This window comes from Adlercreutzia sp. ZJ138, from assembly GCF_011038935.1.
Taxonomy (GTDB): Bacteria; Actinomycetota; Coriobacteriia; order Coriobacteriales; family Eggerthellaceae; genus ZJ141.
The window spans coordinates 70774-90505 of record NZ_JAAKEA010000002.1; the positions used below are offsets into that span (position 1 = coordinate 70774).

Below are 19732 nucleotides of genomic sequence, written 5' to 3' on the forward strand. Positions count from 1 at the left end.
GGTTCGTTTCCTTTCCTTCTATCGCACGAGGCCCTCCCTCGCGCTTCCCTCTTTTATTCCTCAACGTGACTGAGCACGTCTTGGTTGATATATTGCACGAGCTCGTTTCGCAGCTCGATAATCTGTTCGCTTTCGTACATACCCTTGCGGTCGGGCTTTGTTTCGGCAGGCAGCTCCTTCTCGAAGATGATCTGGCTGGGCGACTGCCCGAACACGTAGATACGCGTGGCCAGAAGCAATGCTTCCTCCACATCGTGCGTGACGAAAAACACGGTTTTCTTCTGCTCTTCATGCGACCACAGATCGAGCACCATGTCCTGCAGGCGCGCGCGAGTAACGGCGTCAAGTGCGCCGAACGGCTCGTCCATGAGCAGGATGGGCGGATTCATGCTGAACGAACGCGCGATAGCGCAGCGCTGTTTCATGCCGCCAGAAAGCTCTTTGGGGAACTTGTCGTACACGTCGGCAGAAAGGCCCACCGACTGAATAGCCGCAAGCGCCATGTCGCGACATTCGCGCTTCGACTTCTCCGGATAACGCTGTCGCAGTGCCAACACAATGTTTTCGCCCGACGACATCCAGGGGAACAGACCGTAGTCTTGAAACACGACACTGCGCGTGAGACTGGTTCCCCTCACCTGCTGCCCGCCGACTGAAATGCTGCCACTCGTCGGCTTCTCCAAACCAGCAAGCAGGCGCAGAAACGTGCTCTTGCCGCAGCCCGACTGCCCCAGCAGACACACGAAGTCGCCTGCGTTCACCTTCATATGAACGTTGTTCAGGATGAGGCGATCGGTTTCCGGATACGCGAACGAGAGGTTGTCAACGACGATGTCATTCATGGTGGGTGGTCTCCTTTTGCGGACAGATACAGGGGGCAGCAGTAGCTACAGGAACTGCGGAGGCAACAGGCGCGGTCGGCATCGAAGCTTCCGGGGCCGAAGGAGTAGCCGAGGCTTCCAAGGCTGAAGACGTTTCCAAGGCTGAAGACGATTCCGAAGTGGCATTTAAGCCGTATGAGTGTGCTACGCAGGCAAAATGCGGGATAGCCGCATCGATGGTTTTCGCCGACACGCAAAACGACAAGCGCACGTAGCCAGGGCAGCCGAACTCGCCACCGCCAACAACCACGATGTTCTCGGCAAGCAAGCGATCAACAAAAGCCTGTTCGTTGCCATCGGGCGCGGGCAGTAGCATGTAAAACGCACCGTTGGGCTTTACCGGGGAAAACCCCACCGAGCAAAGCGCCTCGTACAACGCGATGCGGTTGCGGTCATACTGGGCGAGGTCGGCGAAGCTATCTACGCAGTGCTTCGCCATACGCTGGGCTGTAGCGGGAGCGTTCACGAAACCCAAATCACCCAACGACCGGCACAAGCCTTGTCTAATGATTTGCTTGTCGTTCAGACCAGGTGCCATAGCCACGTAGCCAATGCGTTCGCCGGAAATGGATGCCGATTTACTGAACGAGTACACCGTAAACGTGTTGTTATACAGCAACGGCCACTGCGGATTTTGCGCGCTATCGAACAGAAGCTCGCGATAGGGCTCGTCGGATACCACATAGATGTCGTGACTAAACGCCTGCTGCGCGCGCTCGGCAGCGTGCGCAATCGCTTCGGCCACCGCATGCGGATACACCAAACCCGACGGGTTGTTCGGCGTGTTGACAAGCACTATTTTCGTGCGCGGCGAGAACGCTTCATCAAGACGGCTCACATCGGGCAGCATCGTTTCCCTACAATAAGGAACCTTCACCACACGGGCATCCCAGTTTAAAGCGAACGCTTCGTACGCTGGATAGTACGGGCGGAACACGATGATCTCGTCACCCGGATCGAGCAGCGTTTGCATGACGATGTTTAAGGCGCACGCGGCACCTGTGGTCATGACAATATCTTCCGTTGTGTAATCAATGCCGAACCTCGCTTTGAGCGAAGCCGCCATCGCGTCGCGAACGTCAGAGTAGCCGGCGCTATCCATGTACCCATGCATGTTCGGCTCGTCGGGTAGGGCGGCCGTTTCCTTTAGCGCCGCCGCAACCCCCGCCGGACAAGGGGCTGTAGGGTTTCCGATGCTTAAGTCGAACACGTTGTCCGCGCCATGTGTGCGCGCAAGCACGCCGGCGCGTTCAAATGCCTCGCGGATAGCAGACCGCCTGCTCAGGCGTACGCGCATACGCTCTGAAACCACTGTGGCCTCTTCCTGTAAGGTTGCTACATGCTGCTGCATGCCGCTATGCAGAATGTCATTTGTGCAGAATCGTGCAAAGCCGCTGTGTTCTTCCCCGCCGTTTCCCGTCAAGGCAAACAGCAGAAGAATGCGGCTTTTAAAATGCACCTTCCCTCGACCGATCGTAGGCCCATTAAGAAGATGCTTGCAGAACTGTATGCGTACCGAGACGCTTGCAGCAACCGTTGGCAGAATCGGTTGCTGGTCGCGATTATAATACATTTGTGCATTTGTGTTGAAATAATTTAGTTGCAACAGTTAATTTGTTCGCTGCCTTTGTTCACCATTATTCGTCGCCGCGCTTCCGCGTTTGCATCTTGTGTGTTGTATCTTGCATGTTTGCGCGCCTGTGCTCCCTTATAATCGGCGCAACGACAACTATCACAGCAAGTACGGAAATGAAAGGGGCGAAACCACCATGGGCGAAACTGCAAAGGGCGAAAACGAGAACCTCGAAGGCAGTAACATACCCGACCCCTGCTTCGATTTAACGCTCGAACGTTACCGTGGCGAAGGACGCGCCGTGGTCGAGGTGCCCGAAGGGGTGACCCGCCTAGCCGATGGCGCGTTTGAAGATTGCACGGATGTTGAATGCGTGGTGTTGCCCTCCACGCTCGAACGCGTGGGCAACCGGGCGTTCAAGGGATGCACGAGTCTGACCAGCATTAAGCTGCCGGAATCTGTGCACGTTGTGGGCAAAGATGCGTTTTTGGGGTGCTCGTCGCTCACACGGGCCACCCTGCCCTCTTCGCTTACTGCCATTCCCGCCACGATGTTTTCCCGCTGCTTGAAGCTCGAGCATGTTGATGGAGCCGAAAATGCAACAAGCATCGGACTCGGTGCGTTTCGTTCGTGCGCGAAAATTCGCAGCATCGACATGTTCGCCTGCGTGACCACTATTGGAAAAGATGCGTTTTGCGGATGCACTGGCCTTGCCGAGCTAACGCTTCCCGAAACACTGACCAACATTGGTGACGAGGTGTTTCGCGGCTGCAACGGTCTGCGCGCCGTCACGTTGCCGGACGGGCTCAAACACTTGGGAAAAAACCTGTTCAGGGATTGCTATGAACTTACTACCATAGCGGGTGCCGATCAGTATCTTGACAAGTATGCCGACGCCTTTCCCCGCGAGTTCGTCGAAGCCACCGGCCGTATTCGCCCGCAAGACAAGTGGCTCAAAACCAAGGAATTTAGGCAAGCCCACGAAGAATACGTCGAGCAGCTGCGCGAGGACGTGCGCTACTACCGCGAAGAGCTGGCTAATCTAGGGCAACTTCAGCGAGACGCCACAACGAAGGAGGGAAAACGGCAAAGCGAAGAACAGGCGACGCAGATTCGCGAACTACTGAACGAAGCGAATGGTCTCCTGAAAGAAGTCGAGCATCCCAGCATGGACGTGCTCGTAGAGTTCTTTTTGGCCGAGAAGGAAGCACAATCCTAGGAAACAGTGAGCAAGGGCCGTTTTGTTCTGGGGTGTTTGAGATAAGTACCCCAGCGAAGAAGTGGCGGAGATGCGTGCGAATCGAACACACCCAAGACGTTCTGCGCGCCTCGCAACGGCTTTGAAGGCCGCGGGAGCCACCAGGCCCCATCCATCTCCATAATCGCGATCAGAGTTCGCTGTATTATAGCCCACAGGCCGTGCTATACTCGCGAAGTCATTGATAATTCTCGAAATTTTCGAGCACGAATATGGGTCATCTCGTCCTCAACATGCGGTGTTTTAGCCTTGCGCCGCATCGTGTTTCGGCCGGAAGAACGAACACACAACCGGCCCGCTATAATCGACGAGCCCACAACCGAAAGGAACGCTTTATGTCATGCGGAAACTCGCGCCTTGACCAGGCGTATGACGAAAACGGGCGCATCCACCTAACGCGCCTGACCGATAAAGGCGGTTGAGCCGCGAAATGGGGTCCGGGCGACCTGAAGGATATCCTAGAAACAATAGCGCCGCCGCCGAACGCCGAGCTTTTGCAGGGATTCGAAACTGCCGATGACGCAGCGGTGTACCGCATTAACGATAATCAGGCAGCGGTGCTGACACTCGACTTTTTCACCCCGGTAGTAGATGACCCATACGAGTTTGGCTGCGCGGCAGCTGCCAACGCGCTGTCCGATGTGTTTGCCATGGGAGCCGTACCCGTAGCGGCCATGAACATCCTCGCCTTCCCCGCCGAGCTGGGAACGTCGGTTGTGGGCGAAGTTATCCGTGGCGGTTCCGACAAGGTTGCAGAAGCGGGCGCGGTTACGGTGGGTGGCCATACCATTGACGACGACGAGCCCAAATATGGTTTGTCGGTGTTTGGCATGGTGCATCCCAACCGCATCATACGCAACACGGGCGTTCAGCCGGGCGATCTACTGTACTACACCAAGCGTGTGGGAACAGGGCTTATGAACTCGGCATTACGCGCGGGCCTTGAAACCGAAGAGAGCATGCGCCCAGTCATCGAGCAGATGATGGAGCTGAATAAGGCCGGTGGCGATGCCATGCTGGAGGTGCGCCCGCATGCGGCCACCGACGTGACCGGATTTGGCCTGGTGGGACACTTGCACGAAATGCTGGAATCGAGCGGCTGCGGGGCGAAGCTGCGCTGGGACAGCATTCCCTTATTCGAGCGCGCCTACGACCACTCTTGCGCCTATTGCCGCCCGGGAAAAACATTCGACTTGATCGACTGGGCCGAAGACTTCACGTCTGCACGAGGTTTAACCGACGACGAGTTCGACAACCGCATGGGCGTGCTCTGCGACCCGCAAACGAGCGGTGGCCTCCTGGTTGCCATCGCGCCGGAAAACGCGCGCGCGTGGGAAGAAGCGTTTGAGCGCCATGCCGGCCGCGCACCTTGGCGCATCGGGCACGCAACGACGGCAGCCGCCGGAACCATCGAAATCGTCTAGCGTTCTATCTCGGCCATATCCTCGTACTCGAGATGCTGCTCAGTACACATCGCCACAATGCGGTCGCACGACTCGGGCTCGGCGTACCACGCCATACCACACCCGGCTGACATCTGGCGCGGCACCGTTCCTAAGCGCCCCGACACGCCGGCCTGCTTGCATGCAGCTTCAAACGCAAACGCGTCGGCTGTCGTATAGAACGAAACAACCAGCTTTATCTTCCTGCTGCGCATCGGCGCTCCTTCCCAACATCAAAACAGGCGGGCACTCACACCGAGGGCCCGCCTGCCGTTTCGCATACCCGCTCTTCTCGTTCGGGAAATGCGATTACAGTGCGCTATTCGATGGTAATGCGGAAGATGTCGTCAACTTCCTCCACACTCGCCTGGCGCTTCTTGCGAGCGGCAAGACGCAGGATATTATCGCGCGGCGTAGCGGTGTCCACCTCAACGACGATAGTCTCACCAGGATTGCCAGCCATGGCGTCGTTCACCATCATTAACGGCTGGGGGCACGACAGCCCTTTAGCATCGAGTTCGATCATGATTCGCTCCTTTACGCGTTGCGCTTCTTCAGGTTAACCGCCGCAATGGCGAACAGGGCCACGATACACACGATGGTTACGATCTGACCGCCCATCGTGGCGCCATCGGTGCTGGAAGCGAGGTTGAAATTATGTGCGCACGCAGCGCCCACCAGCATGCCGAGGAACGTGACCGCCGAGTCGCCCGAGCCGGAGCCGGCAAGTGCCAGCTGGCGAAGCGGGCAGCCACCCAGCAACACTGCGGCGAAGCCAACTACGTACAGACCGAGGATGTTCCACAGCGCCTGGGAATGAGCGATGGGCTGATCGGCCATGCTCAGCTTGAACCCACCAGTCACCAGGTTGTACACGAGTACGATACCGAACAGCAAGCCGATGGTGATAAGCCCGCTGAAGTCGCGCACCAGGAAGGTGTCGCGCAAGCCACCCGCAAAGCACATGCGGGACTTCTGCGCAACCGCACCGAACACGAGACCACCGAGCGTGGACACGAGCACGACGGCGTGCATGCTACCCGGGCCCTCCGTAGAAGCTTTAAACAGGGCCGTGGTAAGGCTTAACACCAGCACAACAACCAGCACGACAGGAAGGATGATGCCCTCCGCCTTGCCAACCTTCACTGCACGCCCTAGCGAGAAGCCCTTCTTCAGGAAGAACACACCGGTGACGATACCGGCGGCAAAGCCAACCAGACCGATCCATGCGTTCAGGTCGCCAGCAGCCATGCGCAGCACCATGCGAAGCGGGCATCCCAAGAACACCAAGGCACCGATGACCATCATAAAGCCCAAGAAGAAGCGAGTCAGCGGTGAAGAACCAGCGGTCGCTTTGTACTCCTTGCCGACGATAGCCATGATAAGCGCACCGACGACGATACCAATGATCTCGGGGCGGATGTACTGGACTTTAGCGGCAGAGTGCAACCCAAGTCCACCAGCGATGTCGCGAATAAAGCACGCGACGCAGATTGCCATGTTCTTCGGGTTGCCGCCAATGGCCAGCACAACTGCCACGGCACCGGCGAGCAAACCACAAACGACAAGCGTCGTAATCTCTTTCTTACGAGTATCCATAAGCAGTTTTCCTTTTTCGTTGCATTCAGATAGGTACGACAAGGTCAGAACGTGCCGGGTGGGGCGCGCCTGTGCAGAAAGCCCTATCGATAAGTCAAACTTCGATCGGCGCTCGCAGAACAACCCCTGACGAAATTACGGAAACCGTAATAGCGCACGTACTTGCAGACTAAGTAGCAAGGGTTATCGTCAATCGAAAGAGAGCAAGCCGGCAATCCCCTTACGCAGAATCGAAGACCCCCAGCTCCTCTCGGAATTCGTAATTGTAGCAGCTTAGTGCGAATTGTCCACCGGCGACACAACGTCGGGAGTAGCCTTTTACGTGCCTTTTACGCCTTGATGCGGCCCGAAACGCGATAGCGTCTTCATGCCTGCGTATCCGCCTCCCGAAGCGGCGACCGACGCTGGCAACATAACTTCCACAGTAATAGTCGAGACGCTGGCAACAATCGGGAAACTACTGCGTTGCAAAAGGGCAACGGACAAGGTGTAACGCATATCATTATCATAGGAAACGCAAACCAGCGAGAAAGCGAGGGATCATGGGAAACCGCATGCAAACGAACGACGCAGCGCAAGCGCTAAAGAGCATCGCGAGCAGCACAGCAAAACTCGCTTCGAATGCAGTGACGACAACCATCGTTCCAAAAGCTGCCGAAGCTGGCATGAAGGTGACCGCATTTGGTATCGAAGCGGCATCGACAGGAGCGAAAGCAGCCGTGACAAGCGCCAAAGCAGCCGCTCCTGTGGTTAAAGACGCCGCAAAGAATGCGGGGCAAACCGCAGCGAACGCCGCACGCGCTATGGATTCCTCTGACAGCCGCGCGGCAGGCATTGCTCAAACTGTCGCGGGCAGCGCGATTGCAGTCGCAGGCGTTCCCTTGCTCGTACTGCCCGGCCCCGGAATCGCCGCCATCGCAGGCGGCGCAGCGCTTGCCGCACGCGGCGTTGGCAAACTACGGAAGCAGAAGACGAACGGCACACCAGCGCGCGAGGGCAGCGCACCATTCAGTGTAGATGACACTGATAACAGTGATGGCGCAAACAACCTGTAATCGTTTTCCAATGAAATCACGAACAGGCAAGCATAAAAAAACCGGGCCCGGGTTGGGGGTCCCGGGTCCGGTCCCTCCCCGGACGAACCGGGGAGGCAAGAGATGAGGAGGGGTCAAAAGAGAAGCTTATGCCTCAGTTGCACCAGTCCAGGCCTTCATGCCACCCTCGAGGGTGAACACGTTGTCCATGTTGGCACCAAGGGCGTTCAGCACATCGGTGCCAGCCTGAGCGTACTTCTTGCCGCTGTAGCAAACAAGAACGATCTTCTTGTCGCCACCGTTTTCGCTGCCCGTGGCGTCCTTCATTGCAGCGCTCATGGTTTCAACGCCTGCAGCATAGTCGCCATTTACGGCAGCATCCTGGTCGGCGCTGATGGCACCCGGAATATGGCCAGCGTCGTAGTCAGCAACTTTACGCAGGTCAACGAACACGTACTCTTCGTTGTCCAGGTTAGCCTCAGCATCGGCTGGAGCCATCTGCTGCATGGCAACACCAGTCTCGGTGACCTCTACGGTACCAGCGTCGGCAGCATCGTCAGCCTCGTCAGTTGTAGCTTCGGTGCTTTCGGTGGTGGTGGGTTCGGTGGTTTCTTCTGCGGGCTCGCTGGAGCTGCAGCCGGCAAGCAGGCCACAAGACAGCGCGAACGCGCATACGGCAATTGCGATTTTCTTCATAACTAATTTCCCTTCCCTTTTGTCTAGCTCGGCCGTCTCACTATTGTACGGTCCGAATAACAATGCCGGCACGCATGAGCGAAGCCGACGCAAAAGCTCAACAGCATACGTGTGATTCTTGTGGGCGCATTAAGGCAGCTATGTGAGCCACCTTAATGCCGCACGAAATCGCACGACAGCTCGCCAAGCGAATTGCAGAATTAAAAACAACAAAAGTGGGCAAAGTATGCCCTTGTGCAGAAGTGACGCAGGTAGCAGAAAGATCTGCGTCGGTTGCTGTGAGACTATTGTATCTTCCAGCCACCCGAATGGCAACCATTTTTCTGATCGTGGTCATGCTAATACGATCAACACACGCAACCTTAACGCACGCAATGCACGTTAGCAGGCAGCGTGCTGGCTCGCTGGTGGTAACCCAAACTCTTCCCGCTCGAATTCCAGAAACTGCGACAGCGTTTCGGCAAGGCCACGATACAGGTTGCTGCGCGCTTTTGAAGCCAGGTCGGCGGCCAAGATAGGTGCCCAGCGTAGCAGATGATCGGTCAGAAAGGCCTTCTGCACGGCGCGGCTGTGGCCCGCCCCAGCGGCATCGAGGGTGCTCATGCACGCTTCTTCGCGTTCACACAGAAGTGCCATAAACTCCAGTTCAAAGCTGATGTGATCTTCGGGTAGGTTTTGGCTCTTTCCTACGACGAAGCCCTCAGCGCGGTATGCAGCCAGCACCTCGTCGCGAGCCTCCTGCATCATCAGGTGTTCGGGACTGGTGTACACCGACTCATACACTGCCACCGGATCGGGCGACATGTTCAGTAGAAGGGCGGCGAATTCAGCTGCGGCGTCGATACGCGCTTGCTCGATGTTGGCAGTGGAAAGCGATGCGAAATAGGCGCCCAGCGTCCCATCGGTAACTGGTGGCTGAGTAGCCGCTGCTTTCAGGAAATCGCTGGTTACTTCGTTCAGGAGCAGCGCTGATAGAAAGCGGTACGTTGCTGCACGGCTTTCTGCCGCCGTCGGCATTGCTTCCGCAAGGACTTCGGTGGCAGAGGCATCAGCGCTGGATTCCCTCGTTGAAGAGCCTGGATGGCGTTCATTCATTCTTGCAACCTTTCTTGCAGCCTTTTTTGCAGTGGCCAGTCCGATTGTACGGACCGGCCACTGCTGGTAGATTTAGAGCATAAGCTGGATACCCAGCATTGCCTCGAAGGCAAGCGGGGCAATGATTGCTGCGTGCGTGCCTGCAGCCAGCACGACGTAGCGCAGAGCCAAGCCGCCCACGAGTGAGCAAGCACCACCCGCAACGGATGCGGCGACGGGCAACTTCGTGTCCTTGCCGCTTGTTGCTGCGGCGATGGCGGAAATGACCAGGGGAATAGCCAGGCCAATGATCACAACGCCTGCCCAGAACGGCACACTCATAGCACCGCTCGTCAGAATGCTTGCGGAGTATGCGGAAGTGACATCGCTCGACAGAGATGTCAATACGAACGCCGCCAGTACTAGAGCTTCTACTACAACAGCTACGCAGATGGCGCGCTCGAACAGTGCGACCACCTTGGGGTTGTCGGTCTTGTCCTTGTCGAACAGCAGCACCATAAGCGTTAGTGCGAGACCTGTATCAACCGCCGATGCTAAGAACAGCAGCGGCAGCGTCCATGTTTGCCACAGTGGCACGGAGGGTGCAGCTCCCAGCAGCACTGCCGAGTACAGCGCTACGCATACAGCCGCAACAGCACCGATGATGGCAACCACCTTGCCCGCTGTCTTTGCACTTGTGCCCGCATTCTGAACGAGGCGGGGTGTAACCAGTATTGCGTTGACCAAGAACAGCACAGAGGCCACAAGCAGCAACCATGCACCGATGGTCATCCACGACGAGAAATTCACAAAACTCGTGAACATAATCAGCGCCTGAAACGGCTTCTCCGTTTCAGCGAGCAACGCGAGCAGACCTACAGCCAAAAACGCGAGCGCTGCCCATGATCCGTACGTGACCGTGCGGTTAAAGCGATCAGGTACAGCAAATCGCAGCACGGTTACGGCAAGAAACGTCCCAGCGCTGAGGCCTGCTAAGAAGAGGTATATGGCCGGCAGCCAGCCCCATACCGTTTGCAACTCAGCCATTAGAAACCTCCTTGTTTAGCAGCCATTGCTGTTGACTGCGGCCACTTTCTCGCCGCCATCATCAATTGCCAGCTCGTCGGGGGTCATCACAACCGTAGCCGCGGTTACCGTTGGTCCTGCTGTGGCGTTTGCGGAGGCCAGTGGAGTACCCACAATTTCTGCTGCAGTCATCTGCGACACAGCGTCACCCAGTTCAGCAAGCTCGCCAAACTGCAACGCCTGAGTGGGACACGACATCACGCAGTGGGGGGTGTCTCCCGGGGTGACGCCATTGCCGATACAGCAGTCGCATTTCTCCATACCTTCGTCGGTATACTGAGGCACGCCGAAGGGGCAAGCCATGAAGCAGTAATGGCATCCGATGCACTTGTTCTTGTCAACAACGACAATGCCGTCTTCCGAACGCTTCGTGATGGCGCCGGCCGGGCACACGCTGGCGCAGGCCGGGTTTGCGCAATGCATGCAGGAAAGCGAAATGAACTTGCGGGTGACGTTGGGGAACGTGCCAGTGGTCACTTCGTGCACCTTGCGGCGCGCCACCGTGCCTGCTTGAATGCCGTTCCACTGCTTGCAGGCGATTTCGCACGCCCAGCATTTGATGCACTTGTCGGTATCGACGTAAAATCCGTATTGCTTGGACATGGTTATTCCTCCCCTTCCTCGGTCTTGCTGATCTTAACCAGCGTCTGCTTCGCCATGGAGGAATGGAACGGGTCGAACTTCTCGATATCTGTGTTGTACAAAACGGTGGTGTCGGCGCCGCCGTCAAGACTGCCGTATCCGGGCAGGCCTAGTTCCTCGCACGATTGCCACCAGCCGCGACGGGCCATGAGCACTTCGGGAGATATGCCCTCGAAATACTGGGCTTGCAATTTGCACCAGCCGTAGGGCGATTCGATCTTCACCCAGTCGCCGTCGGCAATACCGTACTTCTTTGCCGTTGCGGGATTGATGCGTACCCACGGGTAGGGCTGCAGTTCGCGCAGGTAGGGGATGCTGACGTAGTAGCTGTGTTCGCACAGACGATATGCATGAACGTCGCTGATGATGAGCGGATACTCTTCCACCAGATCGGGGGTTTCGGCAATACCCTCGGGCGGGCCGGAGTACTCAGGCAAAAAGCCCAGTTCACCGGTTTCCATGCAATTCGGCTTGCCGCCAATCCATTCGTTGTAGCACTGCACTTTACCGTTCGGAAGCATGGCAAACAGCTCGCCGTAGTTCTGGTACACCGGATCGGTTGGCTTGGCACCGTCGGTGCGCTCGACAAAGATGCCGCCGTTGGCTTCGCGCAGCTGCTCGAGCGTGATACCGCTGCCGGCAAGCTGCTCGCGCAAGCATTCGTCCATGTCGCCGCCCCAGAAGTCATCGCCATATCCCATGGCTACGGCCAGATCGAGCAAGAAGTCCCAGTCGGAGCGGGATTCTCCCATGGGTTCTTGGATCTGCTGGTTCATGCCGATGAAGGTGCCAGCGGGCGAGTTCTTCGTGGCGAATTGCTGTCCCGCCTCATAGTGCGAACAGGCAGGCAGCACGTAGTCGGCGTAGTCACATGACGAGTTCCAGTGGGTATCTACTACTATGTAGAACTCCAGCTTCTTCAGCGCTTCGGCGACGTTTTTCGGCTGACGCGTGGCTCCGAAGGGGTTCGACCCCTGGCCGAGCACGGCACGCAGCGGGTAAGGCTCTTCGGACAAAATGCTCATCAGGCCTTTGTAGTATGCGGTTGACCCGCCCGATTCCCAGGTCTTAGGCCCTTGGTACCAACGCGGGAACTCGGGTGCAACCAAGTTGCCTACGCCGGGCGCGAAGCCGTTTTCCTTGTCGATGTCACTTTCGGGCATGCGGTCGGTCAGGATGTCGATAGCGCTTGTCTTAACCAACGGCGGGGGCGCAACCTTGCCTGCACCGCCGCCACCAGGAACATCCAAGTTGCCGGTAATGGCTTCGATCAGGCAGATGGAAACGCATTCCCAGTTGCCGTCGTTTTGCTGGTCGCCGATACCGTTGCCGTACAGAATGCCCATGGGCTTGGTGGTGCCCATGATGCGGCCGACGGTGCGAATCTGCTCGGCGTCAAGGCCGGTCTTCTCGGCGGCCCATTCGGGGCTGAACTGTTTCACGTGCTCAGCCAGCTTGTCAAAGCCGTTGCACCAGTTCTCCGCGAAATCGTGATCGTAGAGGTCTTCCCCGATGATAACGTTTAGGAAGGCAAGCGCCAGTGCGCCATCGGTGCCGGGGCGGATGGGCAGCCAGATGTCGGCCTTGGAGGTAAGCTGGTCCATCATCGGTCGGATGTCGATGAGCTTCATGCCGCGAGCCTTCTGCTTTACGATATTAGCGGGCTGGCCTTGGTTCACGGCTGAGTTCTCGGGGTTCGCGCCCCATATAACCAAAAGCTCGGTCTTGTCCATTTGTTTCGGCGCGCAATCGGCCTTCGGGCCAATGGAGATGCGCTTGGAAGCTGCGCGCTGCGAGGCACAGATAGCACTGTGCATGTAATTGGGTGTGCCATACACGTTCATAAAACGACGGCCCATTTGGGCGAGCACGGGCCAGAACTGCGGCGACAGCATTCCGAGAGCCTGGGGCATGCCGTCATCGGCAAGTTCTTTCAGTTTGTCGGCGAATGCCTGGATGCCTTCGTCCCAGGTGCAGCGCTCGAACTTACCTTCACCCTTTTCGCCAACGCGCTTCATGGGGTACAACAGGCGCGTCGGATCATAGATGGTCTGCATGGCTGCTTGGCCCTTAGCGCACAGCGAGCGCGATCCGCGGCCCCAGTTGTTGCCGGCGGCGGGGTTGCCCTCCACGTTGACCCAGCGGCCGTCTTTGATGTAGCACAGCGTGGAGCAGCTGGTACGCGCGGGGCCGCACATCTGACACCACGCGTGACGAACTTCAACTTCGCCTCCGTCGATTGCTTCCTGGTTGACCGGGGCCTCTTCCAAAGATGACGAGGTGCACCCCGTAAGTGCAGCCAACGCGCCCAGCGCAGCGGTTCCCTGAAGGAAGGTGCGCCTCGTCAGGCTTTTCTTCTCTGTCATAGTTTCCTCGAATCGTGTTTCGCAATGCGCAACCTAGTGCAGGCAACGTCGTTATCCAAGTCAGACAGGCGCAAGCGGGCAGCGTCTCGTTTCGATGGAGTCGCAGAAACTCGCGTCTCGCGTGGCGAGGTTGCGGTTCATTGCTTTGGTTGTCTCGTCGGTTTCGCCTTTGTCGCGCAGAACGATCGCGCGCGGCCTTGCATTGCGCGCTGCAAAAGCACGGAAGGAAGGATTGAGCAGAAGAAGACGTGTGGCAGAAGTGCGTCCTTGTTGTTATGTCCCCCCTTGACGCCTATTATAGGAGCGAGAATAAAATAATCAAGATCAGTAATTATCCTTCTTTTGACATAATGATTCGATCGGGAAGCGAAAAGAAAAGGATTATGGCTCGTGGTCGCGGACGTCGCGGCTCCGCACGGAGCGTAGGGATTTCGGTTGGTGTATACCGAATTGGAGTGCGGGGCGCGGAGATAAAGGAAGTACGGGGAATGGGGAAGCACTAAAGTACAGGCAATTCGTCGGCTGTCGACCACGCCAGTGCCCAACGACGCTGACTCCCGCCTGTATAAGCGGCCACTTTTTTCATGAAATGCGTGATTGTGTAGAATAAAGCTTGTCGCCCGCCACTTTTTCTACGAAATGTACGATTTAAAACGGGAAAAATGAGCGTTACTCCCGTTTCTCTGAAAACGCCGCCATATTTCCCCTGGTCAGAGAGAAGCGTTGTCTTCTTTGTAGCTTCAGCAGGCTTTATTTGCTACGTCACATCGTACATTTCGTAGAAAAAGTTCCCAAAACTACGGCTAACTTTGCACAATCGTATGTTTGGAATCCCTTCTGCGGAAAAACCCGCAGCCAATACGTCTGCCGCAGCTGACGCAACTAGAAAAAGAAGAGACAGGAAAGCGCCCGCGAGGGGCGCTCGGTGACACGCAGACTCGTAAGAACCACATGCGTGGTGGTAGCTTAGAGTCGAACTCGGGCGAGCCATTCTCACTATGATACAATTTGTCCTGTTTTCTCTATATCTACTATGACAGGATGCCACTTGTTTGGCGAATTAGTTACATGGTATCTGTTCTTTGGCGGCCTTGCCGGTGGTTCCTGCTTGGTGTGCTTGGGTGTTCGTTGGTATATCGACGTTGCATCATCTTCGGGCGAGGAAGAGAAGAATCGTTCCGAACTGGTTTTATGGCAGTGGGTGAGGTTACATTGTCGAACATATAAGGCAATGCTTATCATCGTCCTGCTTGCCGCCATTATGGGATGCATTTGTTTGCTAGGTGATCTTACTCGTCCACAGCAGGCCCATCTGCTATTCATTCAGCCAACTTTGTCGGTGCTCAATTTGGGCGCCATTGTTCTTGTGGCATTTGTCGTGTGTGTCGGCGTTCTTTTAGCGCTTAGTCTGCTGCCGGTTCGCTCGAGATGTCAGGCTTGCAGAGTTGTCGAGATCTTTACAGGGATACTGGCTGCAATCGTGATTGTTTATACGGGTGTCTATCTCAATAGCATGTGGACAGTAACTCCATGGTCATCACCTTTCCTGATTGCGTTGTTCTTGTTCTCCTCCTTGTCGACAGGCATTGCCACCATGCTTGTTGTTATAGGGTTATCGGATGTTTCTTATTTGAGTGTGGTCAAACCCCTCGAACGCTTGCTTGGAGTCGATGTCGCGTGCATCGTGTGCGAAAGTGTCGCATTGGGTGCGATGTGGTTGCAACTTGGAGATTTCGGTGAGTCATCTCTGTTCAAGTTACTTTTCATTGATGGCGCTCCTCTGCAATTCTGGGTGGGGCTTATCGTTTGCGGCCTTCTGGTACCGTTGGCTATAGAAGTCGCATTCGCGCGTCGAAAACGCATGAGGGCTTGGTTTTTGATAATTCTGGGCGTATTGGTGCTTGTGGGTGGTTTCTTTCTGCGTTTTTGCGTAATGAATGCCGCCGTAGAATACAAAGCACTCATGTTGATGGTTGCTTGATCGAGAAGATGACTAGATTGGCGAGGTAGTGGAAGAGCTAGAAATAGACGAACGTAGCAGCGTTCCCATTTGGCTGCAGTTGCGCAATAGGTTGATATATCTGATATCGTCGGGATACTACAAGCCAGATGATCGGCTTCCTACCGTACGCGAGTTGGCAATAGCCTTGAAAATCAACTATAACACCGTAAATAAGGTATACCTCAGCTTAATTCACGATGGCTATATCGTATCTCGTCGTGGACGTGGCACGTTTGTCAACGATATAGCCAAACCACGTAATGACAGTCAGGATTCACCAGCTGACAGCGTTATCGATTTGATGATTGATCGCTGTTTGGAGATTGGTGTTCCGTTGGACGACATTGCTAATCAGGTTATGAAGCGGGTCTCGCGCTATCGGGATGCGCAGGCGGATGCGATTGAGGGGGATGCGCAATGACAAAGAAAAAGAATCGTGTAACACCGGTAGACGATCGGAAAGCTGTTCGCTATGTAGATATCGAACAGGAGAGCACGACGACACAGTACGGATCGATGTTGTTTGCAGCCATTATGTTCGCGGTGCCGGTAGCTTTGGTATTGTGGCTGTTCTGGGATTTTATCAGCATTGGTGTCATTATAGGTTCGTTTGCGGTCGGCCTTGTATGTGCCAGTGCAGTACGGATTGCTTTTCAATGGGAAAAGGTGGCCATTGCTCGTTTCGGCAGACTCGATCGTGTTGTGGGACCGGGTATCTATTTCGTCATTCCCATCGTCGAATCTGAAGCTGCTAAGATAGATCAGCGTATTCGTACGACGTCCTTCGGGGCAGAAGAAACGCTTTCGAGTGATCTCGTGCCAGTTGATGTGGATGCAGTGTTGTTCTGGGTTGTATGGGATGCTGAGAAGGCTTGCACGGAGGTGCGTAATTACGAAGAGGCCATATCGCTATGTGCGCAGACCGCCATGCGCGATGTCATTGGTCAAATCAGTCTTTCGGAGATAGCGGTACGCCGTAGCTATCTCGATGAGGAGCTACAACGCATCATCTCTCTGAAAGTTGAAGACTGGGGGCTATCAGTTGTTTCTGTCGAGATTCGAGACATCGTTATTCCCAAGGAACTGCAGGATGCTATGTCAAGACAGGCTCAGGCCGAACGTGAACGCGACGCGCGTGTAATTCTAGCGGAAGTCGAACGTGACATTTCGGAGATGTATGTGGAGGCAGCCAATGCGTATGGTTGTCCTGAAAAGGCTATTCAATTACGCACGATGAATCTGATCCATGACAGCGTGAAGCATAGTGGTGGCATGGTGGTGGTTCCCAGCGCTTACAGTGAAGGTTTCAACGATATAAGCGTCGATGTTGCTCGGGATCTGATGAGGTAGCTTATCGCCAATTGACAACCCTCGTACAAACGCAGCCCTATGGAGCGTATTTCAATGACGTTTCATGGGGCTATATTATCCTTAAAAATACATACTTGTCATATGTTTAGTAGGATAATAAGATACATTCATCGAAGGACTTCGATGAAGGAGGGGCCTGCCTAAGGTGCATATACTGTAAGGATCAAGGCTCCCAAGACAGGATTGCAGACTTGACGGATATGCCGGTGAATTGTTCGGGTTTGCAAGGTAGTATCGAAGGGGGTTTATCAATGGACGAGACTACGCGGATTTTCGATCGGAATTTTGGTCGTCGCACGTTCCTCAGAGGCTCCGCTGCGGCATTGGGTTTGGCTGCCGTGACCGGCGCGGGCTGCGCACCGAAAGATGAGTTGGAAACATCGCCGGAAGCCGGAAAGCCTGCAGATGAGAAGGTATGCTCTGGCGTTTGTCGTGGAAATTGCTTCGGTGGATGCGCACTTGACATCAAGGTTCGCGATGGCAAGGTTGTTGCGACAACCGCTGCTAAATTGCCTGATGAGCAGTATCGTAGAATTTGTCAGCGCGGTCATTCGCATCTGCAGCGCATCTACGATCCGGATCGTCTTAAAGCACCTGTTCGTCGTGTTGGTGAGCGTGGATCAGGCGAGTGGGAACAGATCACCTGGGAAGAGGCTATTGACGAAATCGCTTCAAAATGGAAGCAATATCAAGAGGAATCGGGCAAGGAAAGCGTTGCTTTCATGGCTGGATCCGGTAACTTCGGTGTTGCCGCCGCCAATTATGCTGGTCGCCTACGCGATCGCATGGGCGCCACCACTGTTCAATTCTGCTACGACAACTGCTATTTCCACGCGGGCATTCATGCAGAGGGCGTTGGCGATGGATTCAACTCAAACGAGATCGCCGATATCGTAAATGCGAAGTGCATCATCTTGTGGGGCTCGAATCCTGCTGTGGCCCAGCCGCAGAACTGGCATTTCATTATGGACGCTCAGCGTGCGGGCGCCAAGATTATCGTGATTGATCCGAACTTCACTGTTTCTGCTTCGCATGCTGATATGTTCATCCCCATCCGTCCTGGCACAGACAACGCCCTTTTGATGGCTATGGTCAATTATGTGCATGAAAACGGCTTAGCCGATGTTGATTACATCAAGAAGGCAACAGTGGGTCCTTTCCTGGTTAAGGAAAGCGACGGTAAGTTTTTGCGTCAAAGCGATCTTGGTGTCGAAATCGCAAAAGATGCAGTTGACGCTCCAATAGTGTGCGACGCAAATGGCAATCATGGTACTTCTGAAGAGGTGTCCGATCCTGTCATCGAGGGCACATTTGAGATTGAGGGAATAAAGGTTACATGCGCTTATACCTTGCTGGTCGAAAGCTGTAAGGAATGGAGTCTTGCTCGCGCCGCTGAATTGTGCGACATTTCAGAGGAGACGATCGGGGAACTGATAAAGCTGTACGTCGAAGGTCCTTCGACGATCTACCAGGGGTTCGGCCCTGACCATTACGTGAATGGCGAGCGTGTGTACTTTACCCAAATCGCCCTTGCTGCCATAACCGGAAACATTGGCAAGCCTGGTGCTACATGCGGATATGAATGGACATATGCAGGGCTTTTAAAGTATGTGAAGCCGGCATTGCTCACGCCCAAGGATGCCACGCCGGGTATGACGGTGGTTTCACCGAATCTACTTGATAACGTTAAGGCTAAAGAAGTGGAAGGCAAGCCTTTCGATCTACGTAGCCTGTATATTTGGGTCAGCAATCCCCTTGGCAACCAGACGGATCGGAATTCGTGGATTGAGTTGTTTAACATGCTCGATCTGGTGGTAGTAGTTGACATGCGGCTGGGCGATACAGCTAACTATGCAGACATTGTTCTCCCGTGTGTGCATTGGTTTGAGGCAGAAGAAATCATGCCTCAAACGTCGCCATACCTACTGCTACAGGAAAAGGCCGTCGACCCCCTCTACGAGAGCAAGACCGATGTCGATATTGTTAACATGCTGGCAAAAGCTATGGGCTTCGAGGACGATTTTTCCATGTCGTTAGAGGAATACCTCGCGGCGACACTTGAAAATGACGGCGCCAAAACTGATGGAATAACATGGGATCGTCTTAAAGATGAGAAGTATATCGATATTATGGGGGGCGATCCGTATTACATCCATGGAGGTACAGGTGTTTTCAGAACCGCGACCACTCGCCTGAACTTCTATTACGAGAAGCCCGCTCCCTATATTAACTACGGGCAGTCCTTTGACGTGGAAAAGGCACGTTTGCCTTATTGGGAACCGCCTGCGGAGGCGTGGCCCCAAACGGTTGCTGAATTCGAGGCGAATCCGCTGGCAGAGAAGTACCCGCTGATCTTTACGACCGAACGCAACAGGATGAAATGTCATACGCAATGGGGGCATGCTCCGTGGTTGTTGGAGATCTACAGCGAGCCGACCATCCGTATTAATCCAGATGACGCTCAGGCTAGGGGTATTAGCGACGGTGATCATGTACGCGCGTTTAACGACCGAGGTGAAGCGGTGTTTATGGCTGAGATCCATGCAGGATGTCGGCCAGGAGTGGTTGTCGCGCCTAAGGGTTGGGAAGAAGACCAGTTCATTAAAGGTCATTATTCCAATTTGACGTCAAGGACCTTCAATCCCTTCACTCCAAACAACTGTTTCTTCGACGCGCTGATCGAGATCGAGAAAGCCTAAGGGGGATGT

Annotated in this window: 17 protein-coding genes and 1 tRNA gene; 7 read left to right on the forward strand and 11 right to left on the reverse strand. The window is 55.2% G+C overall.

From position 1 onward, the window contains the following. Positions 1 to 53: 53 nt before the first annotated feature. Together G7Y43_RS01210 and G7Y43_RS01215 are read right to left on the reverse strand one after the other, a co-directional pair. Positions 54 to 842 carry an ABC transporter ATP-binding protein gene (locus tag G7Y43_RS01210; RefSeq protein ID WP_165043227.1) on the reverse strand — a complete coding sequence of 263 codons (789 nt, stop codon included), beginning with the start codon at positions 840 to 842 and terminating at the stop codon, positions 54 to 56. Further along, positions 835 to 2454 carry a pyridoxal phosphate-dependent aminotransferase gene (locus G7Y43_RS01215; RefSeq protein ID WP_165043229.1) on the reverse strand — a complete coding sequence of 540 codons (1620 nt, stop codon included), beginning with the start codon at positions 2452 to 2454 and terminating at the stop codon, positions 835 to 837. Before G7Y43_RS01215 ends, G7Y43_RS01210 begins: the two co-directional genes overlap by 8 nt. 196 nt (positions 2455 to 2650) lie before the next feature. Here G7Y43_RS01215 and G7Y43_RS01220 point away from each other — a divergent pair, with 196 nt between their 5' ends. Further along, positions 2651 to 3673 (forward strand): leucine-rich repeat domain-containing protein, encoded by a 1023-nt coding sequence (locus G7Y43_RS01220; protein ID WP_165043231.1) that lies wholly within the window; start codon positions 2651 to 2653, stop codon positions 3671 to 3673. Between the two features lie 62 nt (positions 3674 to 3735). Here the strand turns inward: G7Y43_RS01220 and G7Y43_RS01225 are convergent. Further along, a tRNA-Sec gene (locus G7Y43_RS01225) sits at positions 3736 to 3832 on the reverse strand. 215 nt (positions 3833 to 4047) lie between these two features. Here G7Y43_RS01225 and selD point away from each other — a divergent pair. Next, positions 4048 to 5136, forward strand: coding sequence for a selenide, water dikinase SelD (gene selD / locus G7Y43_RS01230; RefSeq protein ID WP_165043233.1), 1089 nt, complete (start codon positions 4048 to 4050; stop codon positions 5134 to 5136). Here the strand turns inward: selD and G7Y43_RS01235 are convergent. The 3 genes from G7Y43_RS01235 to yedE all read right to left on the reverse strand — a co-directional run bounded on the left by G7Y43_RS01235 (position 5133) and on the right by yedE (position 6753). Continuing rightward, positions 5133 to 5369 carry a DUF3343 domain-containing protein gene (locus G7Y43_RS01235; protein ID WP_165043236.1) on the reverse strand — a complete coding sequence of 79 codons (237 nt, stop codon included), beginning with the start codon at positions 5367 to 5369 and terminating at the stop codon, positions 5133 to 5135. The genes selD and G7Y43_RS01235 overlap by 4 nt on opposite strands. A 104-nt stretch (positions 5370 to 5473) precedes the next feature. Beyond that, complete coding sequence (locus G7Y43_RS01240) at positions 5474 to 5680, reverse strand: sulfurtransferase TusA family protein (protein WP_165043238.1); 207 nt, start codon at positions 5678 to 5680, stop codon at positions 5474 to 5476. 11 nt (positions 5681 to 5691) lie between these two features. Then, positions 5692 to 6753: a YedE family putative selenium transporter gene (gene yedE / locus G7Y43_RS01245; protein WP_165043241.1), complete on the reverse strand. Its 1062-nt coding sequence runs from the start codon at positions 6751 to 6753 to the stop codon at positions 5692 to 5694. Between the two features lie 542 nt (positions 6754 to 7295). Between yedE and G7Y43_RS01250 the strand changes: the two genes are divergently transcribed. Further along, positions 7296 to 7808 carry a hypothetical protein gene (locus G7Y43_RS01250; protein ID WP_165043243.1) on the forward strand — a complete coding sequence of 171 codons (513 nt, stop codon included), beginning with the start codon at positions 7296 to 7298 and terminating at the stop codon, positions 7806 to 7808. A gap of 126 nt (positions 7809 to 7934) precedes the next feature. Here G7Y43_RS01250 and G7Y43_RS01255 read toward each other — a convergent pair whose 3' ends face one another. The 5 genes from G7Y43_RS01255 to G7Y43_RS01275 form a co-directional block, all read right to left on the reverse strand. Then, entirely contained in the window at positions 7935 to 8483 is a 549-nt protein-coding gene (locus tag G7Y43_RS01255; protein ID WP_165043246.1) for a rhodanese-like domain-containing protein, read from the reverse strand. Between the two features lie 381 nt (positions 8484 to 8864). After that, positions 8865 to 9578: a molecular chaperone gene (locus G7Y43_RS01260; protein WP_241158094.1), complete on the reverse strand. Its 714-nt coding sequence runs from the start codon at positions 9576 to 9578 to the stop codon at positions 8865 to 8867. A 72-nt stretch (positions 9579 to 9650) separates the two neighbouring features. Next, positions 9651 to 10604: an NrfD/PsrC family molybdoenzyme membrane anchor subunit gene (gene nrfD / locus G7Y43_RS01265; protein WP_165043248.1), complete on the reverse strand. Its 954-nt coding sequence runs from the start codon at positions 10602 to 10604 to the stop codon at positions 9651 to 9653. Positions 10605 to 10619: 15 nt separating this feature from the next. After that, a complete protein-coding gene (locus tag G7Y43_RS01270) occupies positions 10620 to 11246 on the reverse strand; it encodes a 4Fe-4S dicluster domain-containing protein (protein WP_165043251.1) in 627 nt (208 codons plus the stop codon). Positions 11247 to 11248: 2 nt separating this feature from the next. After that, the gene (locus G7Y43_RS01275) at positions 11249 to 13651 is read right to left on the reverse strand and encodes a molybdopterin-dependent oxidoreductase (protein WP_165043253.1); all 2403 of its coding nucleotides are present in this window, start codon (positions 13649 to 13651) and stop codon (positions 11249 to 11251) included. Positions 13652 to 14699: 1048 nt separating this feature from the next. On the opposite strand from G7Y43_RS01275, the gene nrfD (G7Y43_RS01280) reads away from it, so the two are divergent. The 4 genes from nrfD (G7Y43_RS01280) to G7Y43_RS01295 all read left to right on the forward strand — a co-directional run bounded on the left by nrfD (G7Y43_RS01280) (position 14700) and on the right by G7Y43_RS01295 (position 19723). Continuing rightward, positions 14700 to 15632, forward strand: a complete 933-nt coding sequence (gene nrfD, locus G7Y43_RS01280; protein ID WP_165043255.1) for an NrfD/PsrC family molybdoenzyme membrane anchor subunit — start codon at positions 14700 to 14702, stop codon at positions 15630 to 15632. Between the two features lie 28 nt (positions 15633 to 15660). Then, complete coding sequence (locus tag G7Y43_RS01285) at positions 15661 to 16074, forward strand: GntR family transcriptional regulator (protein ID WP_165043258.1); 414 nt, start codon at positions 15661 to 15663, stop codon at positions 16072 to 16074. After that, entirely contained in the window at positions 16071 to 17003 is a 933-nt protein-coding gene (locus tag G7Y43_RS01290) for a slipin family protein (RefSeq protein ID WP_165043260.1), read from the forward strand. Before G7Y43_RS01285 ends, G7Y43_RS01290 begins: the two co-directional genes overlap by 4 nt. Positions 17004 to 17275: 272 nt before the next feature. Then, positions 17276 to 19723: a molybdopterin-dependent oxidoreductase gene (locus G7Y43_RS01295; protein WP_165043263.1), complete on the forward strand. Its 2448-nt coding sequence runs from the start codon at positions 17276 to 17278 to the stop codon at positions 19721 to 19723. Positions 19724 to 19732 lie beyond the last annotated feature (9 nt).